The organism is Spirosoma sp. SC4-14 (genome assembly GCF_037201965.1).
In the GTDB taxonomy this organism is placed as follows: domain Bacteria; phylum Bacteroidota; class Bacteroidia; order Cytophagales; family Spirosomataceae; genus Spirosoma.
Genome location: NZ_CP147518.1, coordinates 7,413,460 through 7,426,974, shown reverse-complemented (window position 1 = coordinate 7,426,974; position 13,515 = coordinate 7,413,460). Strand labels below are relative to the sequence as shown.

General features: G+C 45.2%; 13 protein-coding genes. 5 read left to right on the top strand and 8 right to left on the bottom strand.

The window, feature by feature from the left end; genetic code table 11:
• Positions 1-73: 73 nt before the first annotated feature.
• On the bottom strand, positions 74-1,090 hold the full coding sequence (locus WBJ53_RS30685; RefSeq protein WP_338873494.1) for a bifunctional oligoribonuclease/PAP phosphatase NrnA: 1,017 nt from the start codon (positions 1,088-1,090) through the stop codon (positions 74-76).
• A gap of 133 nt (positions 1,091-1,223) precedes the next feature.
• Between WBJ53_RS30685 and WBJ53_RS30680 the strand changes: the two genes are divergently transcribed.
• A complete protein-coding gene (locus WBJ53_RS30680; RefSeq protein WP_338873492.1) occupies positions 1,224-1,643 on the top strand; it encodes a nucleoside-diphosphate kinase in 420 nt (139 codons plus the stop codon).
• A 98-nt stretch (positions 1,644-1,741) separates the two neighbouring features.
• Here WBJ53_RS30680 and nth read toward each other — a convergent pair whose 3' ends face one another.
• From nth to WBJ53_RS30665, 3 genes are all read right to left on the bottom strand, one after another.
• A complete protein-coding gene (gene nth / locus WBJ53_RS30675; protein WP_338873490.1) occupies positions 1,742-2,386 on the bottom strand; it encodes an endonuclease III in 645 nt (214 codons plus the stop codon).
• Between the two features lie 104 nt (positions 2,387-2,490).
• A complete protein-coding gene (locus tag WBJ53_RS30670) occupies positions 2,491-2,742 on the bottom strand; it encodes a hypothetical protein (RefSeq protein ID WP_338873488.1) in 252 nt (83 codons plus the stop codon).
• On the bottom strand, positions 2,717-3,316 hold the full coding sequence (locus tag WBJ53_RS30665; RefSeq protein WP_338873486.1) for an RNA polymerase sigma factor: 600 nt from the start codon (positions 3,314-3,316) through the stop codon (positions 2,717-2,719). The genes WBJ53_RS30670 and WBJ53_RS30665 overlap by 26 nt, the downstream gene beginning before the upstream one ends.
• 477 nt (positions 3,317-3,793) lie before the next feature.
• Between WBJ53_RS30665 and WBJ53_RS30660 the strand changes: the two genes are divergently transcribed.
• The 3 genes from WBJ53_RS30660 (at position 3,794) to WBJ53_RS30650 (ending at position 8,832) form a co-directional block, all read left to right on the top strand.
• Positions 3,794-5,983 carry a tetratricopeptide repeat protein gene (locus WBJ53_RS30660; RefSeq protein WP_338873484.1) on the top strand — a complete coding sequence of 730 codons (2,190 nt, stop codon included), beginning with the start codon at positions 3,794-3,796 and terminating at the stop codon, positions 5,981-5,983.
• 132 nt (positions 5,984-6,115) lie between these two features.
• On the top strand, positions 6,116-8,452 hold the full coding sequence (locus WBJ53_RS30655; RefSeq protein ID WP_338873482.1) for a DUF5916 domain-containing protein: 2,337 nt from the start codon (positions 6,116-6,118) through the stop codon (positions 8,450-8,452).
• 185 nt (positions 8,453-8,637) lie between these two features.
• Positions 8,638-8,832 carry a hypothetical protein gene (locus tag WBJ53_RS30650; RefSeq protein WP_338873480.1) on the top strand — a complete coding sequence of 65 codons (195 nt, stop codon included), beginning with the start codon at positions 8,638-8,640 and terminating at the stop codon, positions 8,830-8,832.
• Here the strand turns inward: WBJ53_RS30650 and WBJ53_RS30645 are convergent.
• The 3 genes from WBJ53_RS30645 to WBJ53_RS30635 form a co-directional block, all read right to left on the bottom strand.
• A complete protein-coding gene (locus tag WBJ53_RS30645; RefSeq protein WP_338873478.1) occupies positions 8,829-9,014 on the bottom strand; it encodes a hypothetical protein in 186 nt (61 codons plus the stop codon). The genes WBJ53_RS30650 and WBJ53_RS30645 overlap by 4 nt on opposite strands.
• 498 nt (positions 9,015-9,512) lie before the next feature.
• Positions 9,513-10,088 (bottom strand): D-sedoheptulose 7-phosphate isomerase, encoded by a 576-nt coding sequence (gene lpcA, locus WBJ53_RS30640; RefSeq protein ID WP_338873476.1) that lies wholly within the window; start codon positions 10,086-10,088, stop codon positions 9,513-9,515.
• 115 nt (positions 10,089-10,203) lie between these two features.
• A complete protein-coding gene (locus WBJ53_RS30635; protein ID WP_338873474.1) occupies positions 10,204-12,003 on the bottom strand; it encodes a hypothetical protein in 1,800 nt (599 codons plus the stop codon).
• A 131-nt stretch (positions 12,004-12,134) separates the two neighbouring features.
• On the opposite strand from WBJ53_RS30635, the gene upp reads away from it, so the two are divergent.
• Positions 12,135-12,782 carry a uracil phosphoribosyltransferase gene (gene upp / locus WBJ53_RS30630; protein WP_338873472.1) on the top strand — a complete coding sequence of 216 codons (648 nt, stop codon included), beginning with the start codon at positions 12,135-12,137 and terminating at the stop codon, positions 12,780-12,782.
• Positions 12,783-12,863: 81 nt separating this feature from the next.
• On the opposite strand, the gene WBJ53_RS30625 is transcribed toward upp, so the two are convergent.
• On the bottom strand, positions 12,864-13,505 hold the full coding sequence (locus tag WBJ53_RS30625) for an outer membrane lipoprotein carrier protein LolA (RefSeq protein WP_338873470.1): 642 nt from the start codon (positions 13,503-13,505) through the stop codon (positions 12,864-12,866).
• Positions 13,506-13,515 lie beyond the last annotated feature (10 nt).

Genomic DNA, 13,515 nt, shown 5'->3' with positions numbered 1-13,515 from the left:
ATAAGTTCGTAGTTTATCATTTTACTGTTTACAGCTTGCTCTAACTACGAACAACAAACGGTAAACCGGGCATTTAAACAGTTTCCAGCAACTGCTGCTGGTACTGGGGTAATATATTGAGTAGTCTTTGTTCGGTTTCGGCCAAACTTAACTTCGACCGACCACCGGCCGCATTCCGATGGCCTCCACCATCGAAGTGTTTGCTGGCTAGTTCGCGCACCGAAAAATCGCCGATCGATCGGAACGAAATCCGGATTTCATCATTTCTATCGATGAGAATGGCAGCCATAACAACCCCTTCCACCGAAAGGGCATAGTTAACCATGCCTTCCGTATCACCAGTTTTAGACCGATACCGCTTTAACTCCCCATCGGTTAAGGTAATATAGGCAAACTTATAGTCGGGAAGAACTTTCAGCTTTTCGTTAAGAATATAGCCCAGCAGCCGTAACTTATCGATGGATACATTATCGAAAATGCGCCGATGAATGGTACTAACGTCGATATTCAGATCAACCAGATCAGCAGCCATTCGATGCACAGCGCCGGTAGTGTTCGAATGCCGGAACGAGCCCGTATCGGTCATTAGCCCAGCATACAGGCATTCGGCAACCGGAACATCAATGAGTGCTTTGTCGCCTAACTGGACGATTAGCCTAAATATTAGCTCGGCAGTGGCGGCCGCAGTGGGGTCCCAGAAAATCAGATCGGCAAAGGATTCGGGTTCGAGATGGTGATCGATCAGAACTTTTTGGGCCCGCGATTGCCGAACCATGGGAGCCAGATCGCGGATTCGGTCGATGCTTGAAAAGTCGAGACAGAAAATCAGATCGGCCTCTTCCATCAGTTGACTGACCTGCACCCGAACTTTTTCGTCGAAGGCAATAACTTCGTCGTTGCCTGACATCCAATGCAGGTTTTGCCCATAGTCAGTTGGTGTAACAACGGTTACCCGATGGCCTTTTTTTCGGAGATATCCAGCCAGGCCGAGCGATGATCCCATCGCATCGGCATCGGGATTCTGGTGAGTGGTAATCAGCACAGTTTTTGGTTGTTCGATCGCTGCGCCAATCGCTTCAATGTCTTGCATACATAAACAGCCGTAGCTGTAATCGAAGCTCAAAAATACGAATAATTTGGATACCAGCGGGGTTTTAAACTGACGTGGCATTTCGGCGAAAGTGCTTACCTTTGCGCCAAATAAAATTTGGATAGAATCCCCGATGGCTACGAACCAAACGTTCACCATGATTAAGCCCGATGCTGTAGAAGATGGGCATACCGGAGCAATTATTAAAATGATTGAGGAAGCGGGTTTTCGCATCGTTGCAATCAAAAAAACGCAACTGACGCCCGAACGGGCCGGACAGTTCTATGCTGTTCATCGCGATCGGCCATTCTATAATGACTTAAGGACGTATATGTCGTCGGGGCCGATTGTGCCAATGATTCTGGAGAAAGACAATGCAGTAGCTGATTTCCGTAAGCTAATCGGCGCTACTAATCCAGCTCAGGCTGAAGAAGGCACCATTCGCAAATTGTATGCCAAGTCGATCGAAGCCAATGCTATTCATGGCTCTGACTCGGACGAAAATGCTCAGATTGAGGGAAGTTTCTTCTTCGCTACAACCGAGCAGTATTAAACCAGGCCGGGGTTTATAGGATCTATCGGACAGACGTTGATTTGTTTGAAAGCGGTTCAATGAAGCGAAAATAAAAGCAACGCCAGTTCCAACCCATCCTATAAATCCCGCTTCTGATAATACTTACAAAAATCTGTTAAGGCACAGACCTCGCACTTAGGGGCGCGGGCCAGACACACATAGCGGCCGTGCAGAATGAGCCAGTGATGAGCTTTTGGGACATATTGCCTGGGAATATACGCCATCAATGCTTTTTCGACAGCCAGTGGTGTTGTTGCTGTTAAGGGCGCTAAGCCAAGCCGATGCGATACTCGAAATACATGAGTATCGACCGCCATTGTGGGCTCGTTAAAAACGACCGACAGAATTACGTGTGCGGTTTTTCGGCCTACACCCGGCAGAGTTTGTAATTCCTCGACCGTTCCTGGAATTTCTCCGCCAAATCGTTCCATAAGCGCTTTTGCCATGCCAACCAGGTGTTTTGCCTTGTTGTTAGGATACGATACGCTACGAATGTAGGTGAATACCTCCTCAACTGACGCGGCTGCCAGCGATTCGGGTTCTGGAAATCGAGCAAATAGGGCAGGCGTAATTTGATTTATGCGTTTATCAGTGCATTGGGCTGATAAAATAACTGCAACCAGCAATTCGTACGGATTGCCAAAGGTCAATTCTGTTTTGGGTTCGGGGTAATGCTCCGTGAAGTAGTCGAGAAACCGCCTAAAGCGTTCTTTCTTTTGCATAGACATACTGGACGTTCAGCATCAGACGCTGGATAGAAAGTCAGAAGGACTCTATCCAGCATCTGATGCTCAATGCCTTGAACACAACAAAACCCACCCGCCTGCTACGAATGACGTAACCGCTTTGGTGGGCTGGTTGAATGATGTTTGGAGTAAGTGAGAATAGCCTGAACCGTGCTTTCGCGGGGCTGTCGTTCAATCTTATTCATCAAAGCCCGCAATTCGAGAGCTTCCAGAAAGAACGTCATCAGTTCCGGTTCCGACATCATGGCGTCTTCAATGAGAAGATTTTCCTCGGCTGAGGTCTCCTCATAGACATACCGGATTACATCATCTTGGGTAAATGTTTTTATCATAACTCAGCGAACGTTTGCTCAGTTGTTTGCGCAGGTTAATTAGCGCATACCGCATACGTCCCAATGCTGTGTTAATGCTGACGCCGGTTGCATCGGCAATCTCCTGGAAACTCATTTCCTCGTAGTGCCGCATTATGAGCACCTGACGTTGTTGTTCGGGCAATCGCTGAATCAACTCACGCAAATGCTCGTGTGTTTCCTGGCGAATCTGTAGTGATTCTATCGAATCCTCTGCAAACTCAAGCGTGTTGAACACACTGCTTCCGTCTTCAAACACCACACTGGGGTAGCGTTTATCTTTTCGGAAATAGTCAATGGCCAAGTTATGAGCGATTCGGATAATCCAGGGTAGAAATTTGCCTTCCTCGTTGTATTTACCCGACTTGAGCGTGTCCACAGCTTTAATAAAGGTGTCCTGCATCAGGTCTTCGGCTACATATTGATCTTTGACAATCAGATAGATAGTCGTGTAAATCTTCGATTTGTGCCGCTGCACTAATTTTGCAAAGGCTTTTTCATTACCACGGATATACAGGGAAATCAACTCACTGTCGTTTACCTGGGCTTTTTCCATTTTCAGTAAGACAATTAGGTAACGTAGAGCTGTGTTCCGATAGTGTGTGTGGGGGTTATGTTTTTTTATAAATCCAGATAATGAGAGTATCAAAGTAAAGCCTTTAGACGCTCATTTGCAAATGAATAATGCAAAAAATTTGCCAAACGCTCCTTAATATTTGGAAAATTCTACCACTTACATCCAGGTTTTTTGTTTAAGAGGCTTTCTGATGGAAAGAGTTTATTCAAAGAAAACTTTGTATTTACGAAGGAAAGCAATGTATAGATTCGCCCAGAGGGGAAAATGTTTAAAGGCTCTATGAAAAAAGATTGGATATTTATTTATCGGTAATAAACGAAAATGATCAAAAGAGGGTCGTTAATCATATTAAGCTCTACAGAAATACAAGTTTTTTGCGGTAAGATCTTGATTATCTGCTTTTAGTATTTACTTTTAACACCCGTATTGAAGATTACCCTGGTTGAGTAACTACTCATGAGAAGTCTGACAATTTTGATCATTCTGTTCTGCGGGATTGGGCTTTGTCAAGCGCAAACGCTCCCCGTATTACCTGAGATCAATTTTGACCGAAGAAGCGATGTCCGTTATATGGACAGTTTGCGTTTGCTGGGGCATCAGTATCTACGGCTATCAGACCGATTAGCACATACATCACGGAATGATACAATTCGGCTGGAAGGTTTACGGTATCTGGCAATTGTGTTTAAGCAATGGCGAAATAACAAGACCGACAGTAGCCATTATTACGCAGGTAAACTCGTACAGGTAGCGCAACAACTGCATAATCCACTCTACCAGGTCCGGGGCCTGATGCTGGAAGAGTATTTCTACCGGGTACAGAAAAACGATTACCCTAAGGCCTTACAAATTAATCAGCAGGCATCAATACTCTGTGCTGGTTTACCCAGGGCAAGTTCACCTTTGTGGCAAGTGCAGATGAATATGGGCGATATTTATGTTTTACTGCGCGACTACCCTAAAGCTTTGCAGAGCTATCAGAGCTCATTAGATCTGCTTCCCTTAAATACGCTTGTTTCCAGGCAGAACCAAAAGCTCTTGATGGCCCAGGCCGTCTCTCAGATTGGTGAAGTGTATGAACGACAGCAAAAATTTGATGCCGCCAGAGGACAGTTCGAAGAAAGCCGCCGATTAACACGGGAAACCACCTCGCTGACCAATATTATCTATGCCGACGAGCGACTCGGAGATTTTTATAATATGCGCCAACAACCCGGCAAAGCAATTCTCTACTATGACGAAGCGCTTGCCGGATGGAAGCAACTGAACAGTTCGGTAGGGCAGGCGTCGGTGTGGGCCCGGCTGGCAGAGTGTCATGCTCAGACAGGAAATTCGGCTTTGGCAATATCCTATGGCGAACGTGCAATGGAAGTGGCCCGGCAGCAGGATAACCTCAGAATTAGACAAATGGCCAGTCATGCGCTCTATCGTGCCTACCGAACAGACGGGCAAACGCAGAAAGCACTGGAGCAGTTTGAGGAATTTAACATGTTTAAAGACAGCCTCAACAAACAGAAACGAGTTGAAGAAACGCTTGCCTTACAAAATGAATATGCTATTCGACTCGTTCGTGAAGAAGCCGAAAAACGGGAACTTATTCAGCAGCGTCAGTTGATGGATGTTCGTCGGCAGGCCGAAATTGCCCGGCTCAGGGCTGAAGCCGAACGGGAACAAATTGAAGGCGAAAGTCGGATGAATCAGCTTCGACAGCGTATCGAAACCGAGCGCCTGCGGGCCGATTCGCAGCGCAGTCGCCTTGAACAGCGAGCCCGTATCGAATCGCTTAGCCATACCATTGAGCAGGAATCGCTGATGCGATTGTTTCTGGTATGCGGCCTAATCATGCTGCTGGTATTTGTGGCTGTCTATTATCGAAAAAATCGATTGATTGCTCGCCAAAAGCAGGAAATTGAAGAGCTTAATCGCGGCTTGGAAGATAAAGTTGCAGAGCGAACGGCTGAGCTGAAATTAGCCAATGACCAGCTTCGGGCTAAGAATCGTGAAATTGAAGAAGCCTTATTGCGGGGGCAAACGCTGGAGCGAAAACGTATGGCTGCCGATCTGCACGACAGCCTTGGGGGATTATTGGCCGCCATCAAGGTTAGCCTGTCGGCTCTGAACCCAACCCAGATGCCAGAGCGAGAGCAGCAGATATACCGCAACCTGTTAGGAATGACCAAAGAAGCTTTTGCCGAAGTTCGGTATCTGTCGCACAACCTTCAACCCGACGAGCTGGAAAAGCAGGGACTCTCAGAAGCGCTTACCCGATTAGTTAACAAACTCAACCTATCGCAGAAAATTACGTTTCGGCTCGATAAGGAACAATTGCCCCGCTTAGATAAAACTACGGAGTTCAATCTCTACTCGATCTGTATCGAACTGTGCAGTAATATCCTGCGTCATTCCGAAGCCACCGAAGCCGACATCATCTTTCGCCGTTTCGCAAATGAGCTGAATATGATCGTAAAAGATAATGGTTGCGGAATGGACCCGGCCGATGCTACCGGAATGGGATTACGGAATATACAAGCCCGCATGGATGCAATTCGGGGCCGTTATGAGGTCCATTCGGGGACTAGCGAAGGTACTACGTTTATTTTTATTCTGCCCACCTCGTCAGACATGGCACCATCGCCTACGGTTTAACTCCAAAGTCTGCAACGGGTTGCTACGACTAACTAAAACACAGTTCGTCATGACCAATTGCCGTTCGACGAAAAAAAGGAGACTAGGGACTTTTACTCATTTATTTTTGGCATAGTGATTCATATTGCCACTATGCTGCCCAATTTCCTGGTTTTCTTCATCAGCCTGTTTTTTCTATCTATTAATGGATTGGCTCAGCCTGCTGTTTTCAATGCAGGTACCGTGCAAAAAGATTCGGTTCAACTTGATTCGATTGCCAACAGAACTAGTGCTGGTGCGTTGAGCGGACAGACGGCCATTTTTGCTCCCTCTAAAAAACGTCGGATAATTTACGCCACTGAAGTCCAGGACCGACTGAAAATTGACGGGCGTTTAGATGAAACCATCTGGCAACACGCAGTTCCGGCCCAACAATTTGTGCAGGTTGATCCCAAACAAGGGCAGGCCGCTACGTTCGATACGGAGGTGCGGGTGCTTTTTAACCGACATTATTTATACATCGCGGCTGTTAATCACGATTCATTAGGGCGTAAGGCAATTCGGACACCTAATTTCAAGCGTGATTTCTCGTCAATGGCCCATGATCTTTTTAGCGTATCGATCGATGGCTTCAACGACCAGCGGAATGCAATGGCATTTGCAACCAATCCGTATGGTACACAGCGCGATTTATTAGCCTTTGACGATTTTCTCTACGATATGGATTGGGACGGCTTATGGAAAGTTCGGACAAGCCGAACTGATTCGGGGTGGGTAGCTGAGATGCAGATTCCCTGGCAAACATTACGCTATGCCCGGTCGGCCGACTCTGTTCAGACATGGGGTATAAATTTTTCCCGTAATCGTCGCTATTCGAATGAATTGTCGGCATGGTCGCCTTTTCCACGGGCATTTACATCGACCCGTATGGCCTATGCCGGCATAATCACGGGGCTGAAGCCTCCTCCTCCATCCCCTAATATTCGTATTCAACCCTATGTACTTTTGTCTGACGATCGATACCGTGGAACTGAAGTTGGTAATAGTCAGAGCACTAAAGTGAAAGTAGGTGGCGACGCCAAGTGGGCAATTAATCCGAATACTGTTCTGGATCTGACACTCAATACCGACTTTGCTCAGGCCGATGTTGACCGGCAAGTCAATAATCTGACTCGATTTTCGGTTTTGTTTCCCGAACGACGCGCTTTTTTTCTGGAGAATGCCAGCCTGTTTGGTACCGGTTTGCCGGGCAATGCCAACACTGGCGAAGGGGGGAGTATGGTAATAAAACCATTCTTTAGCCGGACTGTGGGGTTGGCAACCCTTGCTGACGGTACTAGCGCCCCCGTTCCGATTGATGTTGGAGCTCGGTTGGTTTATCGGTCCCTTAGTCGAAATTATGGTGGCATGTATATTCGCCAGCGAGGAATCGATGGTAGTCCGGCAACCGACTTTGCCGTAGGGCGTTATGTTGAAAATGTTGGAAAACAGAACCGGATTGGCGGATTAATTACCTTCAAAAACGTTCATGACAATGATAGCCTGCATGGTCATCAGAATAGCACATTTGCGTTTGATGGCTTTTTTCGGTTAGGGCAATCGCTTTCATACAGTGCCATGCTTATGGGATCGATAACATCGACTCAGGCTAATCAGGGAACGGCTGGGTATAGTCAGTTTACGTATCGTTCCAACCAGCTTGTAGGCTGGCTCACACAATCATTTGTGACGAAGAACTTTAATCCTGAGATGGGATTTGTTTCCCGCAGTGATGTGATCAGCACAACACCAGGATTTTATCTGGTGAATCGATCGAGTTGGCTACCCAAGTGGGTCCGTAATTTTGAGCCCGGCTTTTTTGTTGAGCTGTATCATAAACTCTCAACTGGTTATTTACAGGAGGCTCAGTACAACATGAATCCCATCTGGTTAACGTTTCAGAATGGTGGGAATATTGGTTTATTTGTGAATCCTACCTTTCAACGGTTAGATAATGGCGATTACAGACCGCTGAGTTTATCGATTGAGTCCGGAAAATATCGTTATACGCGCTATTCGATTATGTTCAGCAGCGATCCTTCCAAAAAAATATCCTATCAGTTCATGGGTGAAACCGGCCGTTACTACGACGGCCAGCTAAACTATGGCCGTGCTTCGCTACTAGTAGCTCCTATTCCACATGCGGCTTTTACGATGAGTGCTGAAGTAAATGAATTCAACCAGGTAGGAGGTTATACCGGAACAATTAAACTCTACAGCGTTGAAAGTCGCCTGGCTATGAATCCTCGTTTGCAGCTAATCAGCTTTTATCAGCGGAATACATACACAGACAAAAATGTTTGGAATATTCGATTGGCCTGGGAGTTTCAGCCTCTATCATTTCTCTACATCGTTTACAATAATGGCGCTTATGCTGGATCAATACGATCTGCCGACCGCCAGCAGGAGCAGCATATTATTGGAAAACTGTCTTACTTAAAGCAGTTTTAGGTGTTGCTTATTTGTTGAGTATGGCATACAAACCGCCCGGCTACGGGGCGGTTTCTTTTTTTATGGTAACTTAATCGATAGGATAACCAAGAAAAAAAATGTAAAAGTATAGTTACGGCACGATTCGTGATGTAAATCAATCGTTAACAGTTATACATCAGCCAATTGAGCCATTTAGTACTACTATGAAAACGACCGATAGACAACAAATTGCCGACGAAATACGAGCAAAAGTCATAGAGTTGGAAATGCTAATCGAGAAGGCAGAAGCGATGGGTTTAACCGTAAAACTATCGGGCCGTACAATGTATAATGGCATATTCAGGCCAGATTCGCCTTTAAGTGTAGAGGTAAATCATTATCAGACAGAAAAATATTAAAGCTTAATGTTGAGTGTTTCAAGCAACGTGGCAACCAGATGAATAGCATCGTCAGTTACACCTACAACAGTGCCACAGGCCGAACATTGAACAAAGTAGAGCTGATAAACACTGTTTTTGACGGCGGCCGGTTGTAGCTCAAAAGCTGTATGCTGACAACGCGGGCATCTGGATTTAGCCATAGTTTTTATTTATTTAAAAGAGGAGTTTTCATAAAGCGCTGGTGGGTACAGATTCATAATGCGTATTGTATGGCCACAAATCAAACATCAAGTTTGCGTAATAGCAATCTAAGAGAAAATAAATAGCTAAATAGTTTTAGATTATTTTTTACTATAAGTACTATTTGTTGACTAATAATATTTTTTACGGTGGTTTACTATGAGCTATTATTTAGATTTAACATAATAATAGTCAATAAGTTAGTCAGGGCTGAATAACGTTCAGCCAATATAAACGCCTTTTCTCTTCTAACCTAACTGAAATACTCCATCTGGCAAACCATAAAAAAACGATATAGTTAATCTGTATATCGTAAAAGAAGTGTATAGTAATCAGTTATTTGTTGCTATTTATTAAAATACAATATAGTGTGTGTAAATTCAGTTTTTTAGGAACAATTGATTTGCTAAATCTTTTATTTGTAAATCGTAACAAATGCGAATCCTGGTCTATTTTGGTTAATGAATTATTAGCTTTTCAATTAGCAGGATAAATAAGTGAATTACTTTAATATGGATTTCCTGAATCCGATCGGCATAACCAAAATGCGAAACACGTATTTCAACGTCAGCTTTTCCGGCTAATTTTCCACCATCTTTTCCGGTCAATAAAACAACGCGCATACCCTTCTGTCGGGCTGCTTCTACAGCGCGAATAATATTGGCGGAGTTGCCACTGGTACTTAAACCCAGTAAAACGTCGCCGGAGTTTCCGAGGCCTTCAATAAAACGGGAAAACACAAATTCATACCCATAATCATTACTGACGCAGGATAGATGGCTAACATCAGAAATAGCGATTGCCGCCAACGACCGGCGGTCGTTTCGGTAACGGCCAGAAAGTTCTTCGGCAAAGTGCATTGCATCGCAATGTGAGCCACCATTGCCACAGGAGATAATTTTGTGGCCGTCTTTTAAGGCATCTGCCATAAGCGAAGCCGCCCGTTCAATAGCCGTAAGATTATCGGGATTGGAAAGAAAGGTATCTAAAACTAACTGAGCTTCAGTTAGTTCTTGGCGAATAATGTCGAGCATTCGAAAGCAGGTTTGAGTTTTCTGCTACCAGTTTTCAGTTGTTGAAAAAGCAAATAGTCGCCAAAGTTGGCTACTTGGTTCTGAAAACTCAAAAACAAAGGCTAAAAAAACAGATTTAAAATACCCAGTTCCGATATGGAAGGTTCCAGCGAAGGGCAAAACTAGCCAACCGATCCGTATAGGCATCGGGGCGGTACTGGCTGTCTTTGAAGCGATACATAAGACGACCTTCAAGAAAAATATTGTGTCGGATCATGTAAGAAGCCCGAAGGTCGGCGTAGGTGACAACCGTTTTGCGGCCCTGGCCAATAAAGTTACCTTCGTCGCGGACATTGCTTTTATAATCCAGCAAAATATCTCCACCATAGTTGCGGCCTGTTGGGTCGGCACCGTACATCATTATACCAAAAATGCCGTTAGCGAACCATCGTTTTTGCTGATACCGAACAATGCCTATGCCTTCAACAAAATTAGCACCTAATGGGTGGGCCATTGGCTGGCTATAGTGAGCGTAGTTTCCCTGCCCCGATGATGAATACTGCGTACCAAAATGAGAATAGGTATAAGGGCGAGCCAGGTTCATTTCGGCCTGAAGATCGAGGTTGGGAACATTAAACGCATCAATATATTTGGCACCTACCTGAAGGGCAAACTTATTTGTGTAACTACCCTGGCCAGATACCAGATCTTTCAGCCGGAATTCATCTAACAGAAACTGGCTATAGACCAGAAATTGAGTCAGGAAGGTAGCCTTAAAGTCAATTCCGATCATGGCGTTATCGGCACTGCCCCGGTAGGATTCCACAAAGCGGTAAAAAATGATGGGGTTCAAATAATTGATGTCGAAGCGGTCGCGACTAAAGACTTCGGCTTCAAACAGCCCAACATTGATTTTGGGAGTAATGTTGATACTGAGGTGATGCATTGCCGCGAATTTCTGCGGAATGAGCATGCTTTTTTGCAGACTGTCCTGAGTGTTCTGTAATTCGGTGAAAAGGTTGGTATACTGAATTTTTGACCCAAGCCGGGTTGTCAATTTCAAAAACAGATAGGGAGCACTGTTGTCGGAGAGAAACAGCGATCGGAACCCATTCCCAATAAAATTACGATCGTGGCCAAATTGAAGGTTGATAATCTTCAACACATTGAGCGTAAAATAGCCGCGTGCTGTCAGAAAATCGGCTCCCCGTTTCAGCGAGTCGGCAGCAGTAGGTCGATATACTTTCACAAAGCCTTCGCCTGGCGCAAAGCCTCCGCCAACGCTGGCGGGCTTATAGAGCTGTGCATAATCGCTGATATACGCTGGATAAATGGCCTGATTGTCGGCGAAGAACGTGTAGAAGCCTAATTTTTTTCCGATTGTTCCCCGAATTTCTATGCCCCGCGTATTAACAAACGGATAGCGGATAGGGTCGTTGGTGGTTGTTTCCTGCCGGGTAACTTGTTCGCCACCTGCCCCAAAACCAACCACCGGATTAACATGCAAATCGAAATCGGGTGTCTGTAAGCTATAGAAATCAGCTACTTTGCGATAGAATGAGCGCAGGAGCGGTTTTTTACTATCGCCAGGAGCAGCAGGAGGCAGCAAATGCATTGTAAACGGATCGCGCTTAACCGAATCTATTGAGCCTCGTACCCACTCCCAGCTATCATTTTGCAGATAGGCGAAATTAAAATAGTCGCTATCGGAATAGTTGCGGGTGGGCTTTGCCAGTAAACTGTCGGTGAGCTGAATAATGCTCTGGCGATTATAGGGCTTTACTGAGCTATGAAATCCTTCAGCCCAGTGGCCCTGTCGAATTTCGAGCCGATCAATAAGGTGGTAATAATCCGTATTGAGCGGAACATATGGACTTTGTGGCCAGGCGGGAAAGGATACTACTAAAAAAACGAAAACGTAAAAAAAACGCTGCATACAAGTCACGGGATAGCTCGCTCCAATCCGTTCTTTCTCTCTATTTGCTTCATCTGAGCGACAAATTAGGCAATTGGTTTGGATATACGCTAGTCATCGGGCTAATTTACGGGGAAAGATACTCTCTGTTTATGTTTGTTTTTGCGCAACAGCCCTCACTAGCCAATCAGTTTGTAGCCGAACTCCGTGATATTTCAATCCAGAAAGACCGTTTACGCTTTCGGCGAAATCTGGAACGAATTGGCGAGTTAATGGCCTACGAAATCTCGAAAACGTTGCCCTATTATAACGTCTCAATTCAAACACCACTGGGCGTTGCTGATACGCAACTGCTTCGTCAACAGCCAGTTCTGGCTACAATTTTGCGGGCTGGCTTGCCATTCCATCAGGGGTTCGCTAATTATTTCGACGGAGCCGAAAATGCCTTTGCCGGAGCCTATCGGGGATACAATTCAACCGATAGCGATGAGTTTGAAATTGCTATGGACTATATTGTTGGCCCCGACCTCAGCGGCAAAACCCTTATTTTAAGCGACCCTATGTTAGCCACGGGCCGTTCGCTAGAAAAAGTTTATCATGCGTTGCTACGCTACGGAATTCCAGCACAAACGCATATTGCTGCCGTAATTGCAAGCCCCGAAGGCGTCCGGTATGTACAGCGTCAGTTGCCGCAATGTCACTTGTGGCTAGGTGCTATTGACACTCATCTAAACGAACACTCCTATATTGTGCCTGGTCTTGGCGATGCCGGTGATCTGGCTTTTGGCGGAAAGGTCTAAAATAAAGTAATGGGTCTGATATATGAAGTAAGAATAGATTGAGTGCCTATTTCATATATCAGACCCATTCAGGACGAACTCTTATCGTAAGTCAACTACTTCTACGCCAGGATACTTCGATTTATCGAAGAGGAAATAAGCGTCCGGAATGTTCACATTAGGTGTGAACTTAGTGATGGTATACGTTGTGCGTTTTCCATCTTTATTTATAATCAGCCAGTTACGAACCGATTTGTCGGCTTTGTCGACGGAGATCTGAATAGTAGCAATCGGGCTTTTCTGCCGGTTTGGGGTCAGCTCAATTACTTCGAGCGTTCGGCCACCCTGTTTCTGTTCTTTCAAAAAACGATAGTCGAAACCTCGCTTATAGATTGTATAGATCTGGGTCGGATTTAATTCGCTGCTTGCTGCTTCATCGTAATCCTGAACATTTACCTCATTTGAATCTTTGATATAGGTAGACATTGTCTGCCCATCGGAAAAGACTTCCTGACCTCCTAGTTTCAGTCGGAATTTTGACCCTTTAACAGCTAACTCACCCTTATACGACTCATTGGCTCCTGCACCAGCACTGGCATAGGTGAAAGTTGCCTGATACGATTTAAACGACTTATACTGTTTGCTCATGGCATCCAGAATACCCTGCGCTCGCTTATCTTTCTGAGCTATGGCTGGTAGCGATAGTGCTAAAACCAGACTCAGCATCCATGCTGCTTTTTTCATTTTTATTTAT

Excerpts from the sequence above, each read along its gene's own strand:
- WBJ53_RS30645 (WP_338873478.1), bottom strand. The coding sequence starts at position 9,014 with ATGGCTAAATCCAGATGCCCGCGTTGTCAGCATACAGCTTTTGAGCTA.
- nth (WP_338873490.1), bottom strand. The coding sequence starts at position 2,386 with ATGCAAAAGAAAGAACGCTTTAGGCGGTTTCTCGACTACTTCACGGAG.
- WBJ53_RS30665 (WP_338873486.1), bottom strand. The coding sequence starts at position 3,316 with ATGGAAAAAGCCCAGGTAAACGACAGTGAGTTGATTTCCCTGTATATC.
- lpcA (WP_338873476.1), bottom strand. The coding sequence starts at position 10,088 with ATGCTCGACATTATTCGCCAAGAACTAACTGAAGCTCAGTTAGTTTTA.
- WBJ53_RS30685 (WP_338873494.1), bottom strand. The coding sequence starts at position 1,090 with ATGCAAGACATTGAAGCGATTGGCGCAGCGATCGAACAACCAAAAACT.
- WBJ53_RS30625 (WP_338873470.1), bottom strand. The coding sequence starts at position 13,505 with ATGAAAAAAGCAGCATGGATGCTGAGTCTGGTTTTAGCACTATCGCTA.
- upp (WP_338873472.1), top strand. The coding sequence starts at position 12,135 with ATGTTTGTTTTTGCGCAACAGCCCTCACTAGCCAATCAGTTTGTAGCC.
- WBJ53_RS30635 (WP_338873474.1), bottom strand. The coding sequence starts at position 12,003 with ATGCAGCGTTTTTTTTACGTTTTCGTTTTTTTAGTAGTATCCTTTCCC.
- WBJ53_RS30670 (WP_338873488.1), bottom strand. The coding sequence starts at position 2,742 with ATGATAAAAACATTTACCCAAGATGATGTAATCCGGTATGTCTATGAG.
- WBJ53_RS30660 (WP_338873484.1), top strand. The coding sequence starts at position 3,794 with ATGAGAAGTCTGACAATTTTGATCATTCTGTTCTGCGGGATTGGGCTT.
- WBJ53_RS30655 (WP_338873482.1), top strand. The coding sequence starts at position 6,116 with ATGCTGCCCAATTTCCTGGTTTTCTTCATCAGCCTGTTTTTTCTATCT.
- WBJ53_RS30680 (WP_338873492.1), top strand. The coding sequence starts at position 1,224 with ATGGCTACGAACCAAACGTTCACCATGATTAAGCCCGATGCTGTAGAA.
- WBJ53_RS30650 (WP_338873480.1), top strand. The coding sequence starts at position 8,638 with ATGAAAACGACCGATAGACAACAAATTGCCGACGAAATACGAGCAAAA.